The sequence below is a fragment of the Occallatibacter sp. genome, from assembly GCF_049802275.1.
Taxonomy (GTDB): domain Bacteria; phylum Acidobacteriota; class Terriglobia; order Terriglobales; family Acidobacteriaceae; genus Telmatobacter.
The window spans coordinates 1-23,190 of the sequence record NZ_JBARMD010000325.1 but is presented as its reverse complement, the minus strand read 5'-3'; the positions used below and the strand labels follow the sequence as shown (position 1 = coordinate 23,190).

The following is a 23,190-nucleotide window of genomic DNA, read 5'->3' as shown; positions in this document are numbered from 1 at the left end:
GTTGTTTGGTGGCGAACAGAAGCCGGTGGTTGCCGAAATGCAGGAGCCGGTGACGACGGCGGGGGTTACGCCGGCGGCAACGGCCTCAACCACGACCGAAACGGCCGCTGAAGGTACGGCAGTTATTGGCTACAACCAGTAAGGGGGCGTGATGAGGCTGTTTGCGGATGCGGTGAGTGGGCTGGGAGCAGCGCTACTGCCGGTTGCGGCGGCGCTGCTATTCGAGGAGTTGACGTTGGGCGGGCTGGTCCGGCTGCTGATTGCTCCATGGCCGGGAGCCAGGAGACACGGGGCACGCGGCGGAAGATTCTCGTCGACGTGCGGACGGAATGAGCACAAGCACGAGGACCACCCCACGAACAAAATCTCCGTTTGTGGGGAGCCCAGGTAGTTTGGAGGCGGGAAATGATTGCGCTGAAGATAATGCTGATGATTGCGGGAGTTTCGTTGATGGCTGCCGCTCTGGTGTTTCCGCTGTATGGGTTGTGGATGCGCATCCGGTATCTGCAAATGAAGAGGTCCGGCGGGCACGGGATGCTCCTTGATTCAGGAGCAGCGGTGCCAGAGCCGGCTCCGATCGCGTGGCGCGGGCCGTTGGCGATGGCCCTGGTGGCCTGCCTGCCAATGTTAATTGCGACAAGCATGGTGGTGGTGCCGAGTGGAATGGGCGGCGTGCGCATCAGCCAGATCGGCGGGACGGAGCCGGGGACGCTGTATCCGGGGCTGCATTTTGTTACTCCGCTAGTTGAGAGCGTGCAAATGTTTGACCTTCGCGATCACCTGTTCACAGCGGGAATTGTGGATGCGGGAAAGCCGGGCTTGAAGAACGAGATGACAGTGCAGTCCCGCGAAGGGCTGAACATTGGATTGGCGGTGACGGTGAGGTACAGGCTCGACCCAAGCAAGCTGGCGAGCGTGCAGGCGCATCTGCCACAGCCGGCGGACAAAGAGCTGGTGCCTCCGGTTGTGGCGAGCGCGTGGCGGCAGCTGGCTCCGTCGTACACGGTGCGCGAGATTTTCTCAAGCAAGCGCGAGGAAGTGCGAAACGAGGCGGCGGGAATCATCACGAAGAAGCTCGCGGCAGACGGCATCGTGGTGGAAGAGGTGATGCTGGCGGACATCCAGCTGCCGGAGCAGTACGCAAAGGGGTTGGAAGGACTGTTGCTGAAGGAACAGCAGGACGACCAAATGACGGTGGACACCGACATACAGCAGAAACAGGTGCGGATTGCCGAGTTGCAGGCAGAAGCCGAGGCAAAGCAGAAGGAGAAGCGGGCCGAGGGCGATGCGCAGTCGAAGGTGATTGAAGCCAAGGGCGAGTCGGATGCGATGCAATACACTCTGCCGCTGAAGCAGAAGCAGATTGAGCAGAGCAAACTCGAGGCGGAAGCTCGCAAGGAGGCAACGATCCAGAACGCGCAGGCCGATGCCGAAGCCAAGGTGATCGACAGCAAGGCTGAGTTGCAGCGGCGCAACCTGCTGGCCGATGCGGAAGCGAGCCGCATTAAGCTGATTGCAGCGGCCAATGCGGAACGGATGACGAGCGAGGCCGCGCTGCTGAACAAGTCTCCGTTACTGATCAACAAGATCGTGGCTGAGCGATTGTCAGACAAGATCCAGGTGGTGATGGTGCCGTCGGATGGAAAGTTCTTTTTCGCAAACGATGTCTTCAAGAACATGGCGAATGCTCCGATGGTGAAACAGGAGATGGATTCGGAATCGGAGCCTGAACCGAAGAGCGGACACTGAGTGCAGCGGGGTGGCGCAAAATGAGGAGGCACGGCGGTGCTGTGTCTCCTCATAACTTCTGGCGGGATAAAAGGAAAGCTTCAGACGCGGAAGGAAAGAGCCGCAAACGATATAATCCGCGCAAACGAACAAGCTGAGAAATGATGAGGGTGATGAGGCTGATCTGGGGAGTAGCGCTGGGGTTGTGTGGGTTAACCGGGCTCGCGGGCAGGGCACAGGCACCTCAAGTGCCCAGCCGATGGGCGCAACCTGCGGCGGAATTGGCGGGGCAGGTCGCTGACATTCTTGGCCCGGGCCAGGCACAGTTGACGATTCGCAGTTTATCGACAATTCAAATGAACGAGCTTCCGTCAATCCGGAAGCTGCTGGAACAGGACTTGAAGGCACGCGGCGTGCTCCTCTCCGGTGCAGAGGGTGCGAATGCGATTCGCGTGACCCTGAGCGAGAATGCGCGCGAGAGGTTGTGGGTGGCCGAGGTGCGGGAAGGAAGCGAGGCGCACGTCGCGATGGTGCATGTTGATGCTTCTACGGAACCGGTAGCCGTGGCAAATGCACAAATGGTACTGCGGAAACAGAAGGTTATAGGCCTCTTTAACCGAATTGGCGGCGTTGTGCGTGACAACCCGATCCTGGCAGCGGCCGAAATCAATGGACATTTCGTGGTGATGTATGCGGACCGAATTTCGATCTTCACTGCGCTCGCCGGTGGATGGACCGAATCGAACGCCTTTCTCATCGACAAGAAACTGTCGCGTGATCCGCGTGGAGTTTTGCTGCCGACTGCAGATGGAGGCGGCTTTACCGCCTATGCGCCGGGCGCACAGTGCGCAGGGAGCTATTCCCTTCCCCTGAGCGGACCGACACAAGACAGCGGATGGAGCGTACGCTGCCACGCGAGCGATGATCCATGGCCGGTGTACCAGAGCGGCGATGCGAGCGGCGCGCCATCGTTGAAGGCCTTCTACAATCCCGCGCGCGACTTCTTCACAGGCATTGTGACGCCGAGCATCGGTGTGGATCTGGCGGCGTTTTACTCGGCGGGAATGATCCCGCGTGCGGCGGGCGGGGCAGCCCTGCTGCTGGCGGGAATTGACGGCAACGTTTCGATTGTCGAGAACGGGATGATGCGCCCGATAGCGGGAACGCGCGACTGGGGAAGCGATTTCGCAGTGATGCGTTCGGGGTGCGGTGCGGGGACGCAGGTGATTGCGTCGAGTTCAGGCGAGGCTATGAGTGACAGTTTGCGCTCGTTTGAGATTCCCGGACTTGAGGCGATCCCGGCAAGCGGGTCTCTGGCGATGGATGGGACGGTAATGGCACTGTGGACGGCCCAGGATGGAAAGAGCGTGCTTGCAGCGGTGCGCAATGCGGCAGGTGAATACGAGGTGGACCGTGTTACGGCGCTCTGCAATTAGTTCTCTTCTGGTCTTGGTCGGGATCTGCGCCTGGGGAAGGACGCGTCCGCATTATGGCGGCACACTTCGCGTGGAGATTGCGGGAGACGCGTGGGAGCGACCCGATGGAGTTGCACGGAGGCTGGTGTACGACGGGCTGACGCAATTGGACAGCAGCGGGGCGCTGCGGCCGTCGCTGGCGTTGACGTGGGAATCGGACAACAATAATCACCGCTGGCAATTTCGGCTGCGGCCGGGAGTGCGTTTTCACGATGGATCTTCGTTGACGTCGGCAGCGGTGGCGGCATCGCTCGTATCTTCATGTGCTGCGGATTGTCCGTGGTCCGCGGTGAAAGCTGTGGGGCCGCTGGTGGTATTTACAAATGAATCGCCGATGCCGAATCTGCCAACGCTGCTGGCCGGCGATCAGTTTCTGATCTCTCTGACGGCGACCGCCGATGGGAAGACGCCTCCGGGATCGACGGGTACGGGGCCGTTCCAGGTGAACGGATTCAATAACGGCACGCTGGCGCTGACTGCAAATGAAAATTGCTGGCAGGGACGACCGTTTGCGGATGCTGTCGAGATTCGAGTGCATCGGCCGGTGCGCGAGCAGTGGCTTGACCTGAGCGTGGGGCGCGCGGATGTGGTGGAGGTTCCGGCGGAGCAGTTGCGACAGGCGCAGCAGCAGAGGCTAAGCGTGCTGACTTCCCCGCCGGTGACGCTGGTTGCGCTTCAGGTAAGCGATGTCGGTGCTTTGGCGAACGTGAAACTGCGCGGCGCAATTGCGGCAGCTATTGATCGTAGTGCGCTCTACAATGTGATCTTTCAAAAGCAGGGTGAGGTTACGGCGAGCCTGCTGCCGCAGCGGCTCAGCGGATATTCGTTCCTGTTTCCAACAGAGCGGGATCTCAACAAGGCGCATGAATTACGCGGAGGGCTGACAACCGGCCCGTTTTCGCTGGCAACCGAAGGGGACGGCCCGATGCAACTGGCAGCACAGAGAATTGTGCTGAATCTGCGCGAAGCTGGATTCAACGTACAGATGGCAAGCGCCGGTGCGCGGCATGCTGATTTGATCTTGCAAGAGCTGCCGCTTATCGGATCAGATCCGGCGGCGGCAATGGAGCAGCTGATGCGGGATGCCGGTGCGGCGACCCCGGTTGAAGCGGCTACACCTGCGGCTCTCTTCAAGGTGGAACAGACTTATCTCGACGAGAAGAAGTTGATTCCCCTGCTCGATCTGCCGCGCGCCTTTGCAATCGGCGCGCGCGTGCGCGACCTGCGTCTTCGCGCGGATGGAACGCCGGACCTTGCCGATGCTTCACTGGAGGACGCGCGGTGAGTCTGCGGCAGAAGCTGCTGCTGATGTTTTCTTTGACCGTGGCCGCTGCGGTTGCCGCGGTGGCGTGGACGGTGCTGGTACGCATCCGGCAAGTGTTTGAAAAGCGCGACCAGGATGAGACTGCTCTCTTCGTCAGCCAATTTCAGCGTGAGTTTCAACATCGTTCGGCGGACGTTGCCGCGGCGGTAGATCACATCGCGGGGCAGGAGCGCGTGCGCAGCATGGCGTTTGAGCTGGTGCAGTCGAATGATGCTGCTCCGTATTTGAATGAAGCGCAGGCTCTGGCCCAGGATGCGCAGCTCGATTTCCTTGAGATCATCGGGCCGGACGGAAACATTGTGAGTTCGGCTCAGTGGCCGGCGCGATTCGGTTATGGCGAGCCTGCGGCAAGTGAAGCCGAAGAGACACCGTTCTTGAAGCGGGAGGAATTGCCGGATGGCAGCTCGGTGTTGGGCCTCTTCGCGGTGCGTCCTATTCACGGGGCCGAGCCGGCGGTAAAGCTGGTTGGCGGCAGACGGCTGGACCAGAGTTTTCTTGCCGATCTGCCGGTTGCTCCGGGGATGCAGGTGGGACTGTACAGCGACGCGGGCGCGATTGCCGGCGGTGCGAATGCGGGCGGCACCGGCCCCACGGCTTTTGATCCGAAGAGGCTGGTGAGTGCGAGCGGGGATCCTCCGGGGGCAGTGCACTATGCATCGTTGATCGACCAGGCACGCAACAGTGGCCAGCAAACGAGCGGCATCCTCTATTTGACACCACGACGGGAAGACAGCGTGAGTGCGACGGCGATTCCGTTGAAGAACACCAGCGGAACAGTGCTGGCGGTGCTGACAGTGGCGATCTCGCGCGGCGGATTGGTGGCCGAACAACAGCAGATTCGCGCGATTGCGTACGGTGTTGCAAGCGGCGGCATCCTCTTGGCGATCATCTTCAGCCTGTGGATTGCGGCGCGCGTGTCACGGCCAGTGGAGGAGTTGGCGCGGGCGGCAGAAGAAGTTGCAAGCGGGAGCTGGGACACACAAGTACCGGTGCGTGGGCGCGATGAGGTTGCAGTGCTGGCACGCAGCTTCAATCACATGACGGGGGAGTTATCGAATCAGCGCGAGCGGCTGGTGCAAAGTGAACGCGTGGCGGCGTGGCGCGAACTGGCGCGAAGACTTGCACACGAGTTGAAGAATCCACTGTTTCCGCTGCAGTTGACGGTGGAGAACCTGGTGCGGGCGCGGCAGTTGCCGGCGGCGGATTTCGATGAAGTTTTCAACGAGAGCACGCAAACGCTGAGCATGGAAATTGGAAACCTGAAAAAAATCATCGGCCGCTTCAGCGACTTCAGCAAGATGCCGAAGCCGGAATTGGAGCGAATTGATGCTAAGGATGTGGTGGAGCGCGCGCGGGCACTCTATGCGATAGGTGACGAAGAGGGACCGAAGATCAGAGTGGAGACTGAGGTTGACGATCGGCCGATGCCGTTGATGGTGGATCCGGAACTGTTGCACCGGGCTCTTTCGAATCTTGTGCTGAATGGGAAGGATGCGATGCCGGAGGGTGGCACTATAACGATCTCGGCTCACCCCGCAGGAGATGCAGTAGAACTGCGTGTGTCGGATGCAGGCCAGGGAATGACGCCAGAGGAATGCGAGCGGCTCTTTACTCCGTACTACACGACCAAGCAGCACGGAACGGGGTTAGGACTGGCAATTGTGCAGTCGGTAGTAGCGGACCATGAAGGTACCATAGCGGTGGAGAGCCGCGCCGGGCAGGGCGCCACGTTTGTAATTACTTTGCCGAAGGCAGACGCATGAGCGCAAAAATCCTGATAGTCGACGACGAGGCCAATACCCTGGCTTCGCTTTCGCGCGCCTTCCGGCTGGCGGGGCATGAGGCGGTGGTGTGCGACAACGCCGCCCGCGCACTGGAGTTGGCACAGGCACAGTCGTTTGACTTGATCCTGAGCGACGTAGTGATGCCGAAGCGCGACGGACTGGCGCTCCTCGAAGATCTGAAAAATGCCGGGGTTGCAACGCCGGTGGTGATGATGAGCGGGCAGGCGCATATCGAGATGGCAGTACGCGCGACACGACTGGGCGCGCTGGACTTCCTGGAGAAGCCGCTGACGACTGAGAAGCTGCTGGTGACGGTCGACAATGCGATGAAGCTGACCCGACTGGAAGCAGAGAATCGCGATTTGCGTACGCGCGTGGGCAAGCACACGATGGTGTGGAGCGGGGAAAAGATGCGGCGCGTGATGGCGCAGATTGAGCGCGTGGCTGCCAGTGAGTCGCGGGTTTGCATTTATGGCGAAACGGGCACCGGGAAAGAACTGGTGGCGCGGACAGTACACGAAAAAAGTCATCGCGCGACTGGGCCGTTTGTCACACTGAATTGTGCGGCGATTCCAGCGGAATTAATTGAGAGCGAGTTGTTCGGACACGAAAAAGGATCGTTTACGGGCGCAGCGCAGCGACACAACGGCAAGTTTGAGCAGGCGCATCGGGGCACCTTGTTCCTCGATGAAATCGGCGACATGCCGGTGGCGATGCAGGCTAAATTGCTGCGCGTGCTGGAAGAAGGCGAAGTGGAACGGATCGGCTCCGACAAGCCAACCAAGGTTGACGTGCGCGTAGTGGTAGCAACGCATAGGAATCTCGAGCAACTTGTCGAGAGTGGCGGATTCCGGCGCGACTTGTATCACCGGGTGGTGGTATTTCCGCTGACTCTGCCACCGCTGCGCGATCGTTGCGAGGATTTGCCGACGCTGGTGGAGCACTTTGCCCGCCAGGTGAGCGCACAAAACGGATGGAAACCTGTACCATTCAGCCCGTTGGCGATCGAGGCCTTGAAGGAATACGCGTGGCCGGGAAACATCAGAGAACTGCGGAACGTGGTGGAGCGATTGCTTCTGCTGGCCGACGGCGAAGTGAATGAGGAAGACGTCCGCACAACACTGCCTGCGAAGCGGAGCGAAGGCCCGCTGCACACGAGCACAGACAAAGCCGGCGCGGGACCGCTGGCACAGCGTGTACTGGCGTTCGAACGGGAGACGGTGCTGGCGGAGTTAGAGCGGCACGGACGACATGTCACGCAAACTGCAAGGGCGCTTGGCCTTGAGCGCAGCCATCTCTACAAGAAATGCCAGCAACTCGGAATCGACATGCAGAATCTGCCGGAACGAGAATAGCGGCTGAGTTACTTTCGCATGGGTACTCGGTTGCGGAGAACGGTTGCCTTTGCGCGCGCATCTAATCTCCGGTGATCGCTTCGATTATTGCCTACCCCAATATAAAGAGAATGCTCAAAACGGGGAGAGGAATCCCATTGTGCTGATATCGATGATGGTAGTGTCGGTGCCGACTGGCGTGGCGGTGCTTGCCCTGATCGGATTGGTGTTTGTGGGATCCTCCCTGCTGGGCGGGTTGCTCGCTCCCACTCCCCGCTACAAGCTGACTAACCCGGAGGAATTGCCTGCGAACGATGCGGATCGGTTTCTCGAGATCGTGGAAGCGCTGACGGATGCACAGTTGAATCGGACCGGTGACCTGGAAGTGCTCACAAACGGCTCTTCTTTTTATCCAGCCGAACTCGATGCAATTCGCGGCGCCAGGCAGAGCGTGAACCTGGAGGCTTATATCTTCCAAAAAGGCGAGATCGCAGGACAATATCTCGAGGCATTGACGGAACGCGCAAAATCCGGTGTTCATGTGAATCTGGTTCTGGACTCATTTGGAAGTGCGGGAACCGGGAAGTCATTCTTCAAACCGCTGCTCGAGGCGGGCGGCAGAGTGAAGTGGTACAACTCTCCACGGTGGTACCGGCTAATGCATATGGATAATCGCACCCATCGGGAGTTGATGATTGTCGACGGCAGGATCGGATTCATCGGCGGAGCCGGCATCGCCGACCAATGGTATGTGGGGACACACGGCAAGCCGCGATGGCGCGACTCCGCGGTGCGGATCGAAGGGGAAGCGGTTTACAACCTGCAGTCAACCTTTGCGGAAAATTGGCTGACATCGTCTGGCGAATTGCTGACCGGGGACGCGTACTTTCCGCAGATTCAGAATGAACATGGGATGGTTTCGATGGTCGTCAATAGCACTCCCACGGTGGGTGGAGCGACGCGCGCAAGGATCCTATTTCAGTTGCTGCTGGCTTCGGCGCGACGGAATATTGCGATCACGACCCCTTATTTTCTTCCAGATAAAAGCCTGATGCAGGAGCTTTGCCGTGCAATAGAACGAGGAGTGCGAATGCGTATCCTTGTACCCGGCCGGAAGAGCGATCATATGGTTACGCGGAGCACGAGCCGTGCGGGGTACGGCGAACTGTTGAAGGCCGGTGCGGAGGTGTATGAATATCATCCGGCCATGATCCATGCAAAGGTGCTGTGCGTGGATGATCTATGGGTAGTTGTCGGGTCGACGAATTTTGATAATCGATCGTTTGGGATTAATGACGAAGTGAACCTTGCGGTGCGAGATCGTGGCGTAGCGATGCGTTTTGAAAATGACATGGCGCTCGATTTGGATCAGAGCCGGAGAATCTCACTGGAAGAGTGGAACCGTCGCCCCGTAGCCGAGCGCGCGACAGAGCTTATGGGAATGGTCTTTGAGCGGCAGCAATGAACAAGAGATCGGTTCAATTCCGCATCGCCTCGTATAACACGCATAAGTGCCGAGGCATTCACGGCACCGTCTCGCCGGATCGAGTGATTCGCGTGATAGAGGATCTCGAGGCGGACATTCTGTGTCTGCAGGAGATTGTGGATGCAGAAGGAGGCACTGGCAGATATGACCAGGCGCGGCAGATCTCAGAGGCGTTTCCGAAATTGAATGTGGCGTTCGGCGAAACCCGTCCTCTGCACGGCGGGCGCTATGGGAACATGCTGATGACGCGCTTTCCGATCGAAGAAACACGCACACACAACATCACGAAATCGAAGCGCGAAGAGCGCGGAGTGTTGCAGTGCGCCATTCAGGTGGACAAGGACCGCCGGATCAACGTTTTCAATGTGCACCTGGGAACCGGTTACATCGAGCGGCGTCGCCAGATTGAGGTGCTGCTCGGCGCGGAGATACTTGCGCAGCCCGATTTAAGAGGGCCGCGTATTGTCATTGGCGATTTCAACGAATGGACACGCGGGCTGACGACGAGGCTACTGCAAGAGAGTTTCCAAAGCGATCGCCCGATACGGAACAGGCGGTCTGCGCGGACCTATCCCGGATTGCTCCCCATCCTGAGCCTAGATCATTGCTACTACGAGGCTCCGCTGGAGATGCAGAGCACAAAGATATGGAAAACCCGCAAAGCGATGATCGCATCGGATCATCTGCCCCTGATTGCCGATTTCCGACTGCCTGGAAATGAGTAAATGAAAGCCCGCCATTTTCAATCCAGGCCGGTGGATTTCGTCTGCGGGAAGACGAGACCCTTCCAGGTACTGGACAGTCCGAAGACTGCCCAGCTGCCTCGACCCCATTGGCCATTTATATAATCTGTTAAGTGTTGTTTAGATGTTCGCATGATTCGCGAATGTAGTCGTTGCCCCAGAGCAAGCAGTTGATTGTTTGCGCCGTTCCGCAACGGCCTGTTTGAAGCCCTGAAATACTCGGCGCTCCCAAGTCCAAACAAACCCGCTTTGGCAGATGGTAATTGCATCCGGCAGCAACAACGTTCACAGTTTCACAGGATCTGTGAAGCTGTGGGATCTCAACCATGGTGGATTGATGCTGCTGGGTTTACGAGCCCGCAGGGTTGGCTTCACAGTTTCACAGGGGGGAGGGGGGAGGGGGTGTGGTGTATGGACCGGGGACATGCCTGGTGGTGCTGCGTTCGTTTTCGCGCCCACTCATCGCGATAAAGCTGCGATGAATGGGGCACAGTGTTTCTCGTTTCGAAGCAGCTGAAGCCTGGAGCGGAATCGATGAGTGTGTCACCTGGCACATGAGAACTCCTATCAATCTGATTGTGCGCCAGACGAGAACAATTGCATGCAAAATGCCCACGTTCTTTTCACCCTTGGAATGTGCGGGTTGGCGCGACGGATGATGAAGGCACACTTGACAGCAGTTGAGGTGAACCCCTTGGGTGAGTGCCGCCCGATCGGAGTTGCCGTTCACCGAACACTTCCGAAGCGGGTTGCTCAACCCGCAATTTCGTGTAACTCGCGGCTCGCGCGGAACTATTTTGTTTCGGTGTTCGCTGCCACTCGAATAACTGCCTGGAAGGCAAGTTTCGGCTGACCGCTGCGATCGAAGAGCAATGGATAGCTGGTGCGCCCCTTCACTGGCCAGTCATTTCGCCACGAATCCGCGTCCGTTACACCCCACAGCGTGACCCTGGTGACCACATCGCGGTGCTTGAGAAACACGCCAAATAAGTCGGCATAACGCTTTGCGAGTTCCTGCTGAACGGATTGCGGCAATCCGCTGGCGTATGGATTAAGTTTCGCATCCTGTTCAACCTTCAGCGAGACATCTGCGGTTTGCTTCTTCGTTGCCGGGGGCAACACGTCGATATCCAGTTCCGAGATCACCACTTTGACTCCGAGCTTTGCAAAGTCGGAGATCGTGGCGTCCTCGGTCTCAACCGAAGGCCATTCGAGACCGAGATGCCCTTGCAGGCCCACGGATGTAACGGGAACTCCCTCGGCCTTCAGCTTCGCAATGAGTGCGACCGCCCCTTTGCGCTTGGCTTCATTTTCCAGCGAGTAGTCGTTGTAGGTAAGCTGCGCCTGAGGGTCGGCTTCGTGCGCGTACTGAAAGGCCTTCTCAATGTAGTCTTCGCCGATGATCTTGAGCCACGGAGACTGGCGCAGGGTACCGTCTTCGTTTAGCGCTTCGTTGACAACGTCCCAGCTTTGAATGCGACCCTTGTAACGACCAACAACCGTTTGAATATGATCGTGCATCCGCTTGAGCAGGGTTTCGCGGTCGACCAGGTTCCCTTTGTCATCTCGAAAGACCCAGGCCGGAACCTGGCTGTGCCACACCAGGCAATGGCCCACGATGAACATGTGGTGCTTCTCGCCGAAGGCCACGTACTGATCAGGAAGATCGAAGGCATAAGTGCCTGGCTCAGGATGAACCCGCTCCCACTTGAGCACGTTTTCCGGCGAGATGGAATCGAACTGCTCGCTGATGATCGCGTCTTCGCGGCTGTCCTGGCCCGTGATCTGTGCGTTGTTGATTGCCGCGCCAACCACAAACGCATCCTTGTAGGCCTCTTTCAAAGAAGCCGGTGTTTGGGCCGTTGCCGCAAGCGTGGCAATGAGTGCCGCTGACGCCGCCAGTCCAGCCTTAGTCCGCGTTTTCGTTAACATGGTTCTTCCTTTTCTTAGCCTTTGATGGCTGGATAGTGATGCCTACGAAGCCGTGTTTGGAGCAAATGCCTTGCGCCGTTCAGACAGTTCGTTGGCGATCTTCTGGTTTCCCTCGCGCGAGATGGGATAGAAGAACAGGCAGGCAGCGACAGCGAAGAACGCGAGTCCCGCGTAGATGCTGGCGGTCAAGAGAATGCCGGATTGTGCATGTGCCGATTGCACGTCTGCTCCAGAGACGAAACCGTAGAACGAAAAGAGCCAGCCAGCAATTGCACCACCGAGAGCGAGACCTGCCCATAGGGCGAAGACGACCGCGGCTGTAACTGTACCGCTGGCGCGACGACCTGTTTTCCATTCACCGTAGTCGGCTACGTCGCCCATCATCGCCCAGATGATGGGGCCCGACAATCCGTAAGCGAACTGGCGAAGCACTTCCACAGCGATAATCGCCACGGTGGAGCTGGGAGGAATAACGAACAACGCCATGTTAAAGATGCCCGATAACAACATGCTGCCGATAAAGAGCTGGCGCTTGCCCACGCGAACCGACACGGCGGTGGAGCAAGCGACGCCGACGAGCAATGCGGCCAGGCCAAATCCGTTGAACCATGCAAAGAGATCGACATTACCAGCAACGAACCGGAAATAAGGCAGCATGACGTTGCCGCGAATTACGATGGCTGTGAAATAGAACAAGGTGGCGAGGAACAGCACCACCCAGGGACGGTTCTTGAAAAGGTCAGAGAGATCCTGGCCGAGATTGGTCTTCTGCTGTGGATCAGGCTGGATGCGTTCTTTGGTGGCGAAGAAAGCAACGATGAAAAAGATAACGCTCAGCGCCGAGAGCAGACCCATGGTGTATTGGTAGCCGCGCGCATCATCGCCGCGACCGAAGAATTTGACCATCGGGATAGCGAGGCTGGCGACAATGAAGCCGGCGGAGTTAGCGGCGATTTGCCGGTACGATGCGATGCTGGTTCGCTCGTCAGGGTCTGAGGTCATGACCGCAGTAAGCGAGGCGTACGGTACGTTGTTGACCGTGTAGATCACCCTGAGCAGGATGTAGGTGATCCACGCATAGATGATCTTTCCGGCTGGGCTGAAACCGGGCGTGGTGAAGGTGAGGACGCCGATGATGCCGAAGGGCAACGCCGACCACAGCAGCCAGGGGCGGAACTTTCCCCACTTTGTGCTGGTGCGATCGGCGATCACGCCCATGACTGGGTTGAGACACGCCACGCTGAGGCCGACTACAAGAAAGAGCGTTCCTGCCTGCGCGGCTGTGAGGCCGAAGGTGTGGGTGTAAAAGTCCAGTTGCAGCGCCAACATTGCCTGGAAGACAAAATTGGCCGCCATGTCGCCGAGGGCGTAGCCTGACTTCTCTCCGAAAGAAAGTTTCTCGATCATCACTGCCTCGTCTTTCGCCAGTGTTCCGGGACGAACTACCGTGTTACTTGCAGGGTCAACATTTGAAGATCGGCATCGCGTGAAGAAGTGCCGACCATGATTGCAAAATCGCCAGGTTCGACGACGTACTTCATATTCACGTCATAGAAGGAGAGCAGCGCCGGAGTGATATCGAGAGTAACCGTGGTGATCTCGCCCGGCTCAAGCCACACCTTGCGGAAGCCTTTGAGTTCCTTGACCGGCCGAGTCACCGAACTTACCAGATCGCGGATGTAGAGTTGCACTACTTCCGCGCCAGCACGCTTTCCGGTATTGGTAATATCGACGGAAACCTGCGTCGCCCCATCCGTACGAATCTTCTTTTTTGTGAGGCGTGGATTTGCGATCGTGAAATTGGTGTAGCTGAGACCATAGCCAAACGCATACAGCGGCGACACATCGTCGAAAAGATACCCACGCCGTGCTGACGGTTTGTAGTTATAGAACACGGGCAGATGACCAACAGAGCGAGGCACCGAGATCGGCAGCTTGCCGCCAGGGTTGTAATCGCCGAAGAGCACGTCGGCGACGGCGCGTCCAGTCTCCTGGCCGAGATACCAGCACTCGTAAATCACCGGGACATTCTCTGCGACATAGTTAATGGAGAGCGGCCTGCCGTTAAACAGGAACACGATAACCGGCTTGCCCAGGGCGACCATCGCTTTCACCAGTTCCTCCTGACGTCCAATCAGGTCGAGGCTGGTGCGATCGCCCATATGATTCAATCCCCATGCCTCGCGCGATGTCTGCTCGTTTCCGCCGATCGCCAGCACGATAACATCGGCCTTCTTCGCCACACGTACCGCTTCCGCAATCGCCTTGCGATCCTCTTCCGGATCGCTGGGCACCACTGCATCCTGGTTCCACGAGCCCCCGATGGTGATCTTGCATCCTTCGCTGTAGAGGACCTTAACCTTCTTGCCAGCTTTGGCCTTGATACCATCCAGCACTGTGACGTTGTGCTTCGGGACACCACTGTATCCGCCCAGAAGGCCGCGGTCCGCATTGGGTCCGATCACCGCGATGGTCTTGATCTTGTTCAGATCGAGCGGCGCGATGCCATTTTCATTCTTGAGTAAGGTGATGGCTTCATGCGCCGCGATCAGCGCCAGGGCGCGATGCTCATCGCATCCAACCACACGGTCTGCTTCTTCGGGATCGACGTAGGGATCGTCGAACAATCCCATTTCGAATTTCCAGAAAAGCATCGGCGCGACAAGATCGTCGAGCTGCGACTCTTTCAGCACGCCTTTTTTGACCAACTCCACCAGGTACAAGTAGCAGTCTGGATCGGGCAACTCGATGTTGACGCCCGCTTGAACAGCAAGCGCGCAAGATTCCTTTTTATCTTTGGCGACATTGTGGCCGTGCGTGTCGGGGCGGTAACCCAGTTCCCAGATGGCGTAATAGTCTGACACGACGAAGCCCTTGAAGCCCCACTCCTTGCGCAGCAGATCCCGCAATAGCCACTTGTTGGCGTGCGACGGAACTCCATCGATCTCGTTATACGAAGCCATCAGCGTCACGGCACCTGCTTCGCGCAGCGCTTCCTTGAATGTGTAAAGAAATGTCTCCTGCAAAACCCGCAGCGATACATTGGAGGGAGCGCAGTTCATGCCCGACTCCGGCTGTCCGTGTCCTACAAAGTGCTTGAGTGTGGCCAGCACATGCTGCTTGTCGCGGAAGTTCTTCTCGCCCTGGAAGCCGCGCACTGCTGCGATTCCCAAACGTGAAACCAGGTAAGGATCTTCGCCGTAAGTCTCTTCGACGCGACCCCAGCGAGGCTCGCGGGCCACATCCACCACCGGTGTGAGCGCATGATGCGCGCCGCGAAGACGCGCCTCGAGAGCCGTCATCGTGAACAGCGACTCCACGAGAGCAGGGTTGAAGGTCGCCCCCAATGCAATAGGCTGCGGGAAACTTGTTCCGCCCGGAGCGGCATGGCCGTGGAGGCACTCTTCGTGGAACATCACCGGAATCCCCAGACGGCTGTTCTCCAGGAAAAACTTCTGGATGGCATTGGTCAGCACTGCCATGCTGCGAGCGTCTTTGCCACCGCCCGCGTCGCTCGGCCGGCCCACTTGCCCCAGTCCGCGGCCATTGCGAAACGACTTCTTCGCCTTCTGGAAATCGAAGTCCCCTTCCGCATTCAACATCGTCTGGGCCTTCGACTGCCATACGCACATCATCTGTGCGGCCTTTTCTTCCAGCGTCATCCGCGAAAGGAGGTCCTTCACTCGCCTGGCGGAGGGAAGTTTGGCATCTTTATAGGAGGAAGAAGCTTTGCGGGCGGATACGGCAACTGCGGACTTCTGCTTTTTCATGCGATCCATTCCTTGGGTTTCATGCTCGCGGCAATGCACGGCAATTGAGTGAGAAGTGAGAGTCTGACTTGGGGCACAGGCGCCTGCGGGTGACAACATTCACGTAGCGGCCTGCGGAACCAGGAAATCCCCGGCTCCGGCGTGAGCCCCGTGGAACTAGCTTCGGGGCAATTGTCTTTGCTCGGAACTGGATCGGCGAGACACTCAAACCAGTTAGCCAAGCTGCCGCCTCGTAGTCGGCAGAAACGGCGAACAATCGATGTGAACAGCCCACTTGCACGACTCCCGGACGGAAACAGGCCAATCAACCAGGGCATGGAACGGCCCTCGGTTAAGGCTGCTCTCCGGCCCCAATAAATCTAGTTGCTCAAAGTGGAAAGAGCAATAGAAAAATCGATTTTCTTGGAGATATATCCGCCTCGCGCTCATGAAATCGACGCAAGCAGTCGGCGCGTTGATGACGAAGTTTACGGTTCGTCATTAGAGCCGCCGCGCGGAATTGTCGGCGATTTGGGATGCCGTGCAAGAAGATCCTGGAGCTTTCCGTCGACGAGGGATGTGGCGTTCGGATCGCTCCGTTACAACAAAACCTAGGAAGCGTCAGCAGAGAAAACGTGCCGTGTCGATTCGTCCTCGGGATTGAACGGGGGCGGGTACTTCGCCCTTAGCTCGGCGATCTGAGCGTCGGTTGCCTCGCCTCGCCAGGCGACTGTGACCGAGCGTAGCTGGTTCGAGCGCGTCGAGACTTCGTGCGTCCTGTGCGTCAAAGTGAGGACTCGATCGACGGGGGCCGGCTTGGTCATGTACACATCCCTGCATACGCATCGAATGTCGCCCATGATCCAGCCGTTCGGTGTCAGGTGAAAATCAAGGTCAATGTAATCGTATTCGATGCAGGCGCGTGCTATTTCCCCCGCAGAAAAATCTGCGCACCGATCATTTCCGTTTTGGAGATCACGCTGCATATTCAGGTAATAGGATGAATGTTCCCCACGCGGCATTCGGGTTCGTTACTGCGGCAACATCGCGTTCAGACCAGATTGGGACCAGGTTGTAAAACCACCACAATGAACCGCTGCTGCAAAGCCGAGCACTGCGAAGCAGAATTGTCACTCTCCAAGACCAACTTAACGCCGTACGGGGGGGTGGAAGATGGCAGTTTAGTGTGGAACGATATAGCCATTTTGTGTTATACCGCTATCCTGACTCTCGCGCGGTCTGCCGAAGCCAATTCGAGACCTTTTGCATCTCGTCCAGATAAAGGATTCTTGTGAACTGCGACTGCAAATCCTTGGGTGACAAGCGGGTGGCTGCCCTGCCTGATCGGCTCAAGCCCCGCTTCTTCTCCGGATTGACGACAACCGAAGTGAGTTCGATCTTGTCCATGGCGACCCACCGGCAATTTCCCCGGTTCTCTGTGGTCCTTCAGCGTGATGATCCTGCAGAGCGACTTTTCCTCCTCACAAAGGGTCAGGGTAGACAATTTGCAGTCACGCGCAGCGGTCGAAAGATCATTCTGCACTGGTTGACCGCCGGACAGTTTTTCGGTGGCGTAACGATTTTGTCTTGTCCCTCTCAATATTTGGCCAGCACTGAAGTGGAGGCGGGCAGTTGTGTGTTGGTGTGGGATAGGAAGACCATTCGGGACCTCGTGTCTTGCTTTCCGTTATTGCTGGACAACGCTCTCTCCATCGCGGTAACTGAGCACATCGCGTGGGCAATCTCAGCGAGGATTTCTTTAATGTCTGACGACGCTTCGGGTCGCATTGCAAGCCTGCTGCTCAGCCTGGCTTGCGGGATCGGCCAGGCCGGTCCTGATGGCGTCGAAATTCGAGTCGCCAACGAAGACCTGGCTGCTGGTGCGAATGTAACGCCATTCACCGTCAGCCGCGTCTTGAGCACCTGGCAGCGCGAAGGCATTTTGAAAAAGGGACGAGGCAGCCTTCTTCTGCAAAAACCGGAACTTCTGATGGATTCCAAATAAAGATTCACGAGCGAGCGACAGAAGCCCGTCACAGCCCGCGCCCCTTCGTCGCTCAATATCGAATCGAACAATTGCTTCCTTGAAGCGGCGAATCGGACCCATTCCACGCCTGTCACTTCTGACAGTTCTTTGCCCGGCTTGGGGTGACGTAGGATTGGCGAGTTACGACGAAACACCTTGAAGGAGCTCAAATGCTTGAATCGAAAACTCGAAATCGGCTCATGAAAACGAACCTGATGTACGGCTTTTTGGTTGGCGCGCTTTGCCTGGCGCCACTGTTCGCACCAGCAGAAGAGCCGAGCGACAGAGTCACCGCGGCAGGCCAGGTATTTAAGGATCTTTCAATTGCCAGCAGCGGCCTTCCCATCAATGTGCTGAACAAGGCAGATTGCGTCATTATTCTGCCCTCAGTCAAAAAGGCCTCGTTCATCGTTGGTGCACAGTACGGCAAGGGCGTGATGGTATGTCGGAGCGGCGCAAACTTTAACGGTCCCTGGGGCGCACCTATCATGATGCAATCCAGCGGCGGAAGCTTCGGCTTGCAGGCGGGCGGGCAGGCAACCGACTTTGTGATCCTGGTGATGAATGACGATGGTGCCCGTTCGGTGATGAAGGGAAGAGCCAAGTTAGGCGCTGAAACCAGCATCGCTGCCGGTCCTGTAGGACGGGATGCTGAAGCCTCTACAACCGCCACGATGCAGGCCCAAATGCTTTCCTATTCTCGCGCACAAGGCGTCTTTGCCGGGGTTTCTCTCTCCGGGACGAGTCTAGGCCCGTCTGACGATGACAACGAGAAACTTTACGGGAAGAAAATCTCGGCGCAAGAGATTTTTGCTGGAGACGTAAAAGCGCCCCCATCCGCTGCAAGTCTGCTTTCGCAATTGCGGAGAATATCTCCGAAGAACCTCGCCAAGGGAAAGTAACTCCCCGGAACGTACTTCGTCACCAGAACTTCTGACGTACCGTTGATTGATTTGAATCGCCATGCCGCTTCAACCCTCAGGGCGGCATGGCATGTGCGGTCAAGGAATCTCCTGACGCCGCTCATGCAAAAGCAAGCCACGGCTGGAAACGAGGCGTGGTGGATAGTCATAAAGAGGACTCTCCTACCACGCTTGCGAGTCCCGCGATCAACGCGGGATTCGCGCTTTCCAATCCGCTGCGGTGCGGGATTGCGATCGCGAAATTAGACATCCCTGACTGATTTACGTGCTGCGAAGACTCTGTCCGATAGGCAGGGACACCGCAGCACCCAGTCTTTTGATGCCTTTAATCGTTGGCCGTCTTTCGCACCTGCGCTGCTTTTGAGGTGGGTTCGGTTTAGCCCGTGAAATCGGGTAAGCTTACCAGAGCCCTCGCATGAGTCTGAAAGCCAATATCGCCGTAATCATCCTGACGTATAACGAAGCGATTCATCTGCCACGCGCACTCGATCACATCCGCAGCTTCGCTCGCGAGATCTTTGTCATTGATTCGTTTTCGTCAGATGGTACCGTGGAGCTCGCAAAAGCTGGTGGCGCGCAGGTCCTGCAACATCCGTTTCAGAATTACGCACGTCAATTCGAATGGGCGCTCGAGAATGCGCCGATCACCTCAGAGTGGGTGATGCGCCTCGATGCGGACGAGATCATTGAGGCAGATCTGGCCGCCGAGATCGCAGTCAATCTTCCGATACTTCCCCCCGAAGTAACGGGTGTCAACCTGAACCGCAAGACAATATTTCAAGGGAAGTTCATCCGTTGGGGAGGTCGATATCCGCTTACCCTCCTGCGCATCTGGCGGCGCGGCAAAGCGCGCATCGAAGATCGCTGGATGGATGAGCATATGTACCTCACCGACGGGCGCACGGTGACATTTCGCGGCGGATTCGCCGATCACAATCTGTATGACCTCACCTTCTTCACCGCGAAGCACAACAGCTATGCAAGCAGGGAGGCGCTGGATGTATTGAATCAGAGGCTCCACTTGTTTGAACCGCAACTGGCACTCACGGGCGAAGCGACCGCAAAGCAGGCAAAAATCAAACGGTTCCTCAAGGAGTCCGTTTACAATCGACTCCCCTTTGAAATCTCCGCGACTCTATTTTTTTTATATAGATACGTTGTCCAGCTTGGGTTTCTCGACGGCAGGCGGGGGCTCGTCTACCACGTTCTCCAGGGATTCTGGTACCGCTTCCTGGTAGGGGCAAAGCTGCGCGAGCTGGAGCAGGCTGTAAAGCGAGCGACCTCAGAAGACGAAGTGCGTTCTGAAATCGCTCGCCTGACGCGTCAAAAGCTCGACTAGTCCTTGGTGAGGAAGTAGGACTCGATGGCGCGCATTACCGAGCGGTGATTGATCTGCGGGTCCTTGCCTTCGTATTTCGCTGCCCAGCAAATCTGGTTGATGATGTCGCGCGGATAGCAGGAACGCAGTTCCTGCTTCAGCGTGCCGTGGACGAAGTCGATGAGCGTGTGCGCCACCGTATCGTCGCAATCAATCTTGCGGTCGACTGCAACTCTGCGGAAGATCTCGCAGAATTCCTCGTCGCTCACCTCGCCAATGTGGATCTTGCTCTGAATTCTGCGCAGGAATGCCGCATCCAGAAGCTGTGCGGGATCCAGGTTTGACGCAAAGACGACCAGCATCTCAAACGGCATCTCGATCTTCCGCCCACCTGCCAGGGTGAGGAAGTCGATCTTTCTATCCAGCGGAACGACCCAGCGGTTCAGCAACTCATCGGGCCGAACCCTCTGGCGGCCGAAATCATCGATAATCAGCACGCCATTGTTAGCCCTCATCTGCACCGGTCCGGTGTAAAACTTGGTCGACGGGTTGAATTGCAGATCGAGCATCTCGATCGTCAATTCGCCTCCAACCATCACAGACGGGCGCTGGCAAAGCACCCATCTTTCATCATGATTGGGCGGCTCCATATGAGCCATCCGGGTGTGCAATGTGGGATCGAAAACGGTGATGATCTGCCCGTCGACCTCAATTGCGTATGGCAACCACACGGCATCTTCCGCAATCACCTTGGACAACAATTCGGCAATGGACGTCTTACCGACGCCCGACGGGCCATACAAAAAGATCGCGGCGCCCGAGTTCAGCGCGGTTCCGAGCTGCCACAAAATACGATCGTCAAGCACCATGCTGGAGAAGGCGCGCTGCACGTCGGCCGGATGCACTTCGGCGTGCGCCACACTCTGCAGCTTTACCTGGGCTACATAGCTGGCCAGCGTTACCGGTGCCGGCCCGGTGTACTGGCTTTGCGACAGCAACTCCTGTCCGCGCGTCCGGCCCTGTGACGTGATCGCAAGGTTCGGGATCTGTCCGCTCAACCCGGTGACCTGGCAAAGTTGCTCTGCGCGCAGCCTCTTCAACAGTTCGCTCGCAATTTCGAAGCTGATCCGCATCTGTCTCGCCATTTCCAAGACTGAGAAGGGACCCGAAAGATAGAGGTGCTTGAGCGCCAGATCCTCCAGAACCGATTGGCGAAGCCCGACCTCAGGCATGGTTACGGGCTTATGCGTCGGCCCCGTGGAAGGGTCGGTCTTCATGAATTCCTGCAGATTGAGCAGAGGCTCCATTGCGTTTCCCCAAGACATAGAGTATATGTCTCATCCTTCCTAATCAGTTGGAAACAGGAATTTGGTTCTGTGTGTAACACCCCGGTAACTAGGTCCCGGTACACTCGTGCGCGGTTTCGGTGATACCTTGGTGCACGCACGTTCGATGGTGGAATGCCCTACTCTACCATTGTTTCCTGCGCTCCTGTCGTGAAAAACAGTTGAGCAAAGGCGCAAGCTTCCTATATAGAATGCGGTATGTCCCCGGCGCAGAATGGTCCCCATGCCTCCCAGGCATCCGCAGCTACGCCGCTCCCTACGGTTTGCATCGTCACGCTTGACGAAGAATTCCTCGATACTCTCCGCACCGAACTGTTGCCCTGGGTCCAGATCGTCGTTCGCGACACCTATGAGGACCTCGCCCGCTGGACGCGGGAAAGACAAGTATCGGCCGTGCTGCTGGACATCGATACCCAGGGAGAAGATCCGTATGGGGGGCTGCCGGTCCTCACTGAACTTCGCAGGCTCAACCAAGAATTCACTCTGATATCCCTGAGCCGCGCCCGTGCCCGCTCGGTCGAAAAGCAGGCGGCTAGCGCCGGAGCCGACGCTCACTTCCGGAACCCGGTGGATGTGTCTGAATTACGGATGACGCTGCTCGAGGCCATGCGCCGCCGCAGCGATGAGGCTGACCGCGAACGATCGCGGCAGCAGGCTCTCGAGGCCAGCCGGTTTCAAGACTTCATCGGTGCAAGCGAGCCCATGCGCCTGGTCTACGACGCCATTCAGCAGATCGCCGCGAGCAATATCAATGTGCTTATTCGGGGTGAAAGCGGCACGGGCAAGGAACTAGCGGCGCGCGCGATTGTCGCCCTGGGCCGTCGCGCAAACAAGCCCTTTATCCGGCTAAACTGCGCAGCGCTTCCAGAGAACCTTATCGAATCGGAACTCTTCGGCAGCGAGCGAGGCGCATTCACCGGCGCCACGGAATCTCGTCCAGGCCACATTGAGCTGGCGGATGGCGGCACGCTCTTCCTCGATGAAATCGCGACCCTCACCCTACCGTTGCAAACCAAACTTCTTCGCGTCCTCGAAGATCACCACGTTCAGCGTCTCGGCGGCCGAACGTTTCGCAAAATCGATTTTCGGCTCATCTGCGCAACCAACGAGCCGCTCGAAGAGATGGCGCGCACGGGAAAATTCCGCGAAGATCTCTACTACCGCATCCACGTGATCCCCATTCAACTTCCCCCGCTTCGCGAGCGCATCGGCGATCTTCCTTTGCTCTGCGAGCACTTCCTGCAGATCCATTGCACCGCCAACGGAATCCCCATGAAGCGAATTGGTGCCGATGCCCTGGCCGCGATGGAGGAGCACAGCTGGCCCGGCAATGTCCGCGAACTGGAAAACCTGATTCAGAGACTCATCATCACCACGCGGCACCAGGAGATTGGTCCGGCCGACCTTCCGTTTCGGATGCTGGAGCAAAGCCTGGTTGCCAGCGAAGCCATTCTTCTTCCCGACGGGGGCACAGACTTTGATGATCAAGTCCGCCAACTTGAGATCGCGTTGCTCACAACCGCGCTTCATCGAGGACAAGGAAGCAAAACCGCCGCGGCCCGCCTGCTCAACGTCGATGTCCAGAAGATGAAGTACCTTTGCCGGAAATACTCTCTATAAGTTTGCGAGAGGCTAAAAATTCACCGGTGAAAGATTGATTTTTAACCTCACTGCCCTGTTCAACTGATTGCGGGCCGAGCCGGAGCGATTTCACTAAATACAACTTCTACAACAACTTAAATGAATATCAGCCCCTGGCTGCGATTTGGCCCCCGGCTTGCACTATAGTTCGGCGTAAAGAAGTTCAATTCCAAACTTTGGGGGATTCGACAATGGCAATCACAAAGAAATCTCTGATCGGAAACAGCCCTTCCAAGAAGGCAACCAAGAAGTCGACCACAAAGCCCAGCGGCCCCGTAGCGGCAGCGAAGCTCGCAACCGCTGTAAGGACCGTGGCCAGCATGGCGACCACCAAAAGAACGACAATGAAATTCTAATCGGACAAAGCGGAAACGTCTGCAC

18 protein-coding genes and 1 pseudogene are annotated in these 23,190 nt (G+C 57.5%); 13 read left to right on the top strand and 6 right to left on the bottom strand.

Annotated features, from left to right (window positions below):
• Nucleotides 1-151 precede the first annotated feature (151 nt).
• The 8 genes from WA354_RS11420 (at nucleotide 152) to WA354_RS11385 (ending at nucleotide 9,856) form a co-directional block, all read left to right on the top strand.
• Nucleotides 152-391: a hypothetical protein gene (locus WA354_RS11420; protein ID WP_472813136.1), complete on the top strand. Its 240-nt coding sequence runs from the start codon at nucleotides 152-154 to the stop codon at nucleotides 389-391.
• Nucleotides 392-405: 14 nt separating this feature from the next.
• Entirely contained in the window at nucleotides 406-1,749 is a 1,344-nt protein-coding gene (locus WA354_RS11415; RefSeq protein WP_472813135.1) for a prohibitin family protein, read from the top strand.
• A gap of 152 nt (nucleotides 1,750-1,901) precedes the next feature.
• Nucleotides 1,902-3,164 (top strand): hypothetical protein, encoded by a 1,263-nt coding sequence (locus WA354_RS11410; RefSeq protein WP_472813134.1) that lies wholly within the window; start codon nucleotides 1,902-1,904, stop codon nucleotides 3,162-3,164.
• Nucleotides 3,165-3,234: 70 nt separating this feature from the next.
• Complete coding sequence (locus tag WA354_RS11405; RefSeq protein WP_472813133.1) at nucleotides 3,235-4,488, top strand: ABC transporter substrate-binding protein; 1,254 nt, start codon at nucleotides 3,235-3,237, stop codon at nucleotides 4,486-4,488.
• Nucleotides 4,485-6,290 (top strand): sensor histidine kinase, encoded by a 1,806-nt coding sequence (locus WA354_RS11400; RefSeq protein ID WP_472813132.1) that lies wholly within the window; start codon nucleotides 4,485-4,487, stop codon nucleotides 6,288-6,290. Before WA354_RS11405 ends, WA354_RS11400 begins: the two co-directional genes overlap by 4 nt.
• The gene (locus WA354_RS11395; protein ID WP_472813131.1) at nucleotides 6,287-7,666 is read left to right on the top strand and encodes a sigma-54-dependent transcriptional regulator; all 1,380 of its coding nucleotides are present in this window, start codon (nucleotides 6,287-6,289) and stop codon (nucleotides 7,664-7,666) included. Before WA354_RS11400 ends, WA354_RS11395 begins: the two co-directional genes overlap by 4 nt.
• A gap of 49 nt (nucleotides 7,667-7,715) precedes the next feature.
• Entirely contained in the window at nucleotides 7,716-9,110 is a 1,395-nt protein-coding gene (locus tag WA354_RS11390) for a phospholipase D-like domain-containing protein (RefSeq protein WP_472813130.1), read from the top strand.
• Nucleotides 9,107-9,856: an endonuclease/exonuclease/phosphatase family protein gene (locus tag WA354_RS11385; RefSeq protein ID WP_472813129.1), complete on the top strand. Its 750-nt coding sequence runs from the start codon at nucleotides 9,107-9,109 to the stop codon at nucleotides 9,854-9,856. Before WA354_RS11390 ends, WA354_RS11385 begins: the two co-directional genes overlap by 4 nt.
• A gap of 810 nt (nucleotides 9,857-10,666) precedes the next feature.
• Here the strand turns inward: WA354_RS11385 and WA354_RS11380 are convergent.
• From WA354_RS11380 to WA354_RS11360, 5 genes are all read right to left on the bottom strand, one after another.
• The gene (locus WA354_RS11380) at nucleotides 10,667-11,806 is read right to left on the bottom strand and encodes an endo-1,4-beta-xylanase (RefSeq protein WP_472813128.1); all 1,140 of its coding nucleotides are present in this window, start codon (nucleotides 11,804-11,806) and stop codon (nucleotides 10,667-10,669) included.
• 42 nt (nucleotides 11,807-11,848) lie between these two features.
• Nucleotides 11,849-13,213: an MFS transporter gene (locus WA354_RS11375; protein WP_472813127.1), complete on the bottom strand. Its 1,365-nt coding sequence runs from the start codon at nucleotides 13,211-13,213 to the stop codon at nucleotides 11,849-11,851.
• A 35-nt stretch (nucleotides 13,214-13,248) separates the two neighbouring features.
• Nucleotides 13,249-15,576, bottom strand: a complete 2,328-nt coding sequence (locus tag WA354_RS11370; RefSeq protein WP_472813126.1) for a glycoside hydrolase family 3 N-terminal domain-containing protein — start codon at nucleotides 15,574-15,576, stop codon at nucleotides 13,249-13,251.
• 590 nt (nucleotides 15,577-16,166) lie between these two features.
• Nucleotides 16,167-16,379, bottom strand: coding sequence for a hypothetical protein (locus WA354_RS11365; RefSeq protein WP_472813125.1), 213 nt, complete (start codon nucleotides 16,377-16,379; stop codon nucleotides 16,167-16,169).
• 394 nt (nucleotides 16,380-16,773) lie between these two features.
• Nucleotides 16,774-16,962 carry a hypothetical protein gene (locus WA354_RS11360; RefSeq protein ID WP_472813138.1) on the bottom strand — a complete coding sequence of 63 codons (189 nt, stop codon included), beginning with the start codon at nucleotides 16,960-16,962 and terminating at the stop codon, nucleotides 16,774-16,776.
• On the opposite strand from WA354_RS11360, the pseudogene WA354_RS11355 reads away from it, so the two are divergent.
• From WA354_RS11355 to WA354_RS11340, 4 genes and pseudogenes are all read left to right on the top strand, one after another.
• Nucleotides 16,961-17,218 (top strand): annotated as a pseudogene (locus tag WA354_RS11355) (cyclic nucleotide-binding domain-containing protein); the annotation flags it as partial. The gene WA354_RS11360 and the pseudogene WA354_RS11355 sit on opposite strands and share 2 nt — an antisense overlap.
• 99 nt (nucleotides 17,219-17,317) lie before the next feature.
• Nucleotides 17,318-17,560: a helix-turn-helix domain-containing protein gene (locus tag WA354_RS11350; protein ID WP_472813137.1), complete on the top strand. Its 243-nt coding sequence runs from the start codon at nucleotides 17,318-17,320 to the stop codon at nucleotides 17,558-17,560.
• Between the two features lie 221 nt (nucleotides 17,561-17,781).
• Nucleotides 17,782-18,483 (top strand): lipid-binding SYLF domain-containing protein, encoded by a 702-nt coding sequence (locus WA354_RS11345; protein ID WP_472813124.1) that lies wholly within the window; start codon nucleotides 17,782-17,784, stop codon nucleotides 18,481-18,483.
• A 436-nt stretch (nucleotides 18,484-18,919) separates the two neighbouring features.
• The gene (locus WA354_RS11340) at nucleotides 18,920-19,843 is read left to right on the top strand and encodes a glycosyltransferase family 2 protein (RefSeq protein WP_472813123.1); all 924 of its coding nucleotides are present in this window, start codon (nucleotides 18,920-18,922) and stop codon (nucleotides 19,841-19,843) included.
• On the opposite strand, the gene WA354_RS11335 is transcribed toward WA354_RS11340, so the two are convergent.
• Nucleotides 19,840-21,099 carry an ATP-binding protein gene (locus tag WA354_RS11335; RefSeq protein WP_472813122.1) on the bottom strand — a complete coding sequence of 420 codons (1,260 nt, stop codon included), beginning with the start codon at nucleotides 21,097-21,099 and terminating at the stop codon, nucleotides 19,840-19,842. The two genes, WA354_RS11340 and WA354_RS11335, sit on opposite strands and share 4 nt — an antisense overlap.
• A 267-nt stretch (nucleotides 21,100-21,366) precedes the next feature.
• Here WA354_RS11335 and WA354_RS11330 point away from each other — a divergent pair, with 267 nt between their 5' ends.
• Complete coding sequence (locus WA354_RS11330) at nucleotides 21,367-22,788, top strand: sigma 54-interacting transcriptional regulator (RefSeq protein ID WP_472813121.1); 1,422 nt, start codon at nucleotides 21,367-21,369, stop codon at nucleotides 22,786-22,788.
• Nucleotides 22,789-23,190: the final 402 nt, after the last annotated feature.

Excerpts from the sequence above, each read along its gene's own strand:
- WA354_RS11350 (WP_472813137.1), top strand. The coding sequence starts at position 17,318 with ATGTCTGACGACGCTTCGGGTCGCATTGCAAGCCTGCTGCTCAGCCTG.
- WA354_RS11375 (WP_472813127.1), bottom strand. The coding sequence starts at position 13,213 with ATGATCGAGAAACTTTCTTTCGGAGAGAAGTCAGGCTACGCCCTCGGC.
- WA354_RS11385 (WP_472813129.1), top strand. The coding sequence starts at position 9,107 with ATGAACAAGAGATCGGTTCAATTCCGCATCGCCTCGTATAACACGCAT.
- WA354_RS11370 (WP_472813126.1), bottom strand. The coding sequence starts at position 15,576 with ATGAAAAAGCAGAAGTCCGCAGTTGCCGTATCCGCCCGCAAAGCTTCT.
- WA354_RS11380 (WP_472813128.1), bottom strand. The coding sequence starts at position 11,806 with ATGTTAACGAAAACGCGGACTAAGGCTGGACTGGCGGCGTCAGCGGCA.
- WA354_RS11360 (WP_472813138.1), bottom strand. The coding sequence starts at position 16,962 with ATGGACAAGATCGAACTCACTTCGGTTGTCGTCAATCCGGAGAAGAAG.
- WA354_RS11340 (WP_472813123.1), top strand. The coding sequence starts at position 18,920 with ATGAGTCTGAAAGCCAATATCGCCGTAATCATCCTGACGTATAACGAA.
- WA354_RS11335 (WP_472813122.1), bottom strand. The coding sequence starts at position 21,099 with ATGAAGACCGACCCTTCCACGGGGCCGACGCATAAGCCCGTAACCATG.
- WA354_RS11330 (WP_472813121.1), top strand. The coding sequence starts at position 21,367 with ATGTCCCCGGCGCAGAATGGTCCCCATGCCTCCCAGGCATCCGCAGCT.
- WA354_RS11345 (WP_472813124.1), top strand. The coding sequence starts at position 17,782 with ATGAAAACGAACCTGATGTACGGCTTTTTGGTTGGCGCGCTTTGCCTG.
- WA354_RS11365 (WP_472813125.1), bottom strand. The coding sequence starts at position 16,379 with ATGACCAAGCCGGCCCCCGTCGATCGAGTCCTCACTTTGACGCACAGG.
- WA354_RS11415 (WP_472813135.1), top strand. The coding sequence starts at position 406 with ATGATTGCGCTGAAGATAATGCTGATGATTGCGGGAGTTTCGTTGATG.
- WA354_RS11420 (WP_472813136.1), top strand. The coding sequence starts at position 152 with ATGAGGCTGTTTGCGGATGCGGTGAGTGGGCTGGGAGCAGCGCTACTG.
- WA354_RS11395 (WP_472813131.1), top strand. The coding sequence starts at position 6,287 with ATGAGCGCAAAAATCCTGATAGTCGACGACGAGGCCAATACCCTGGCT.
- WA354_RS11410 (WP_472813134.1), top strand. The coding sequence starts at position 1,902 with ATGAGGCTGATCTGGGGAGTAGCGCTGGGGTTGTGTGGGTTAACCGGG.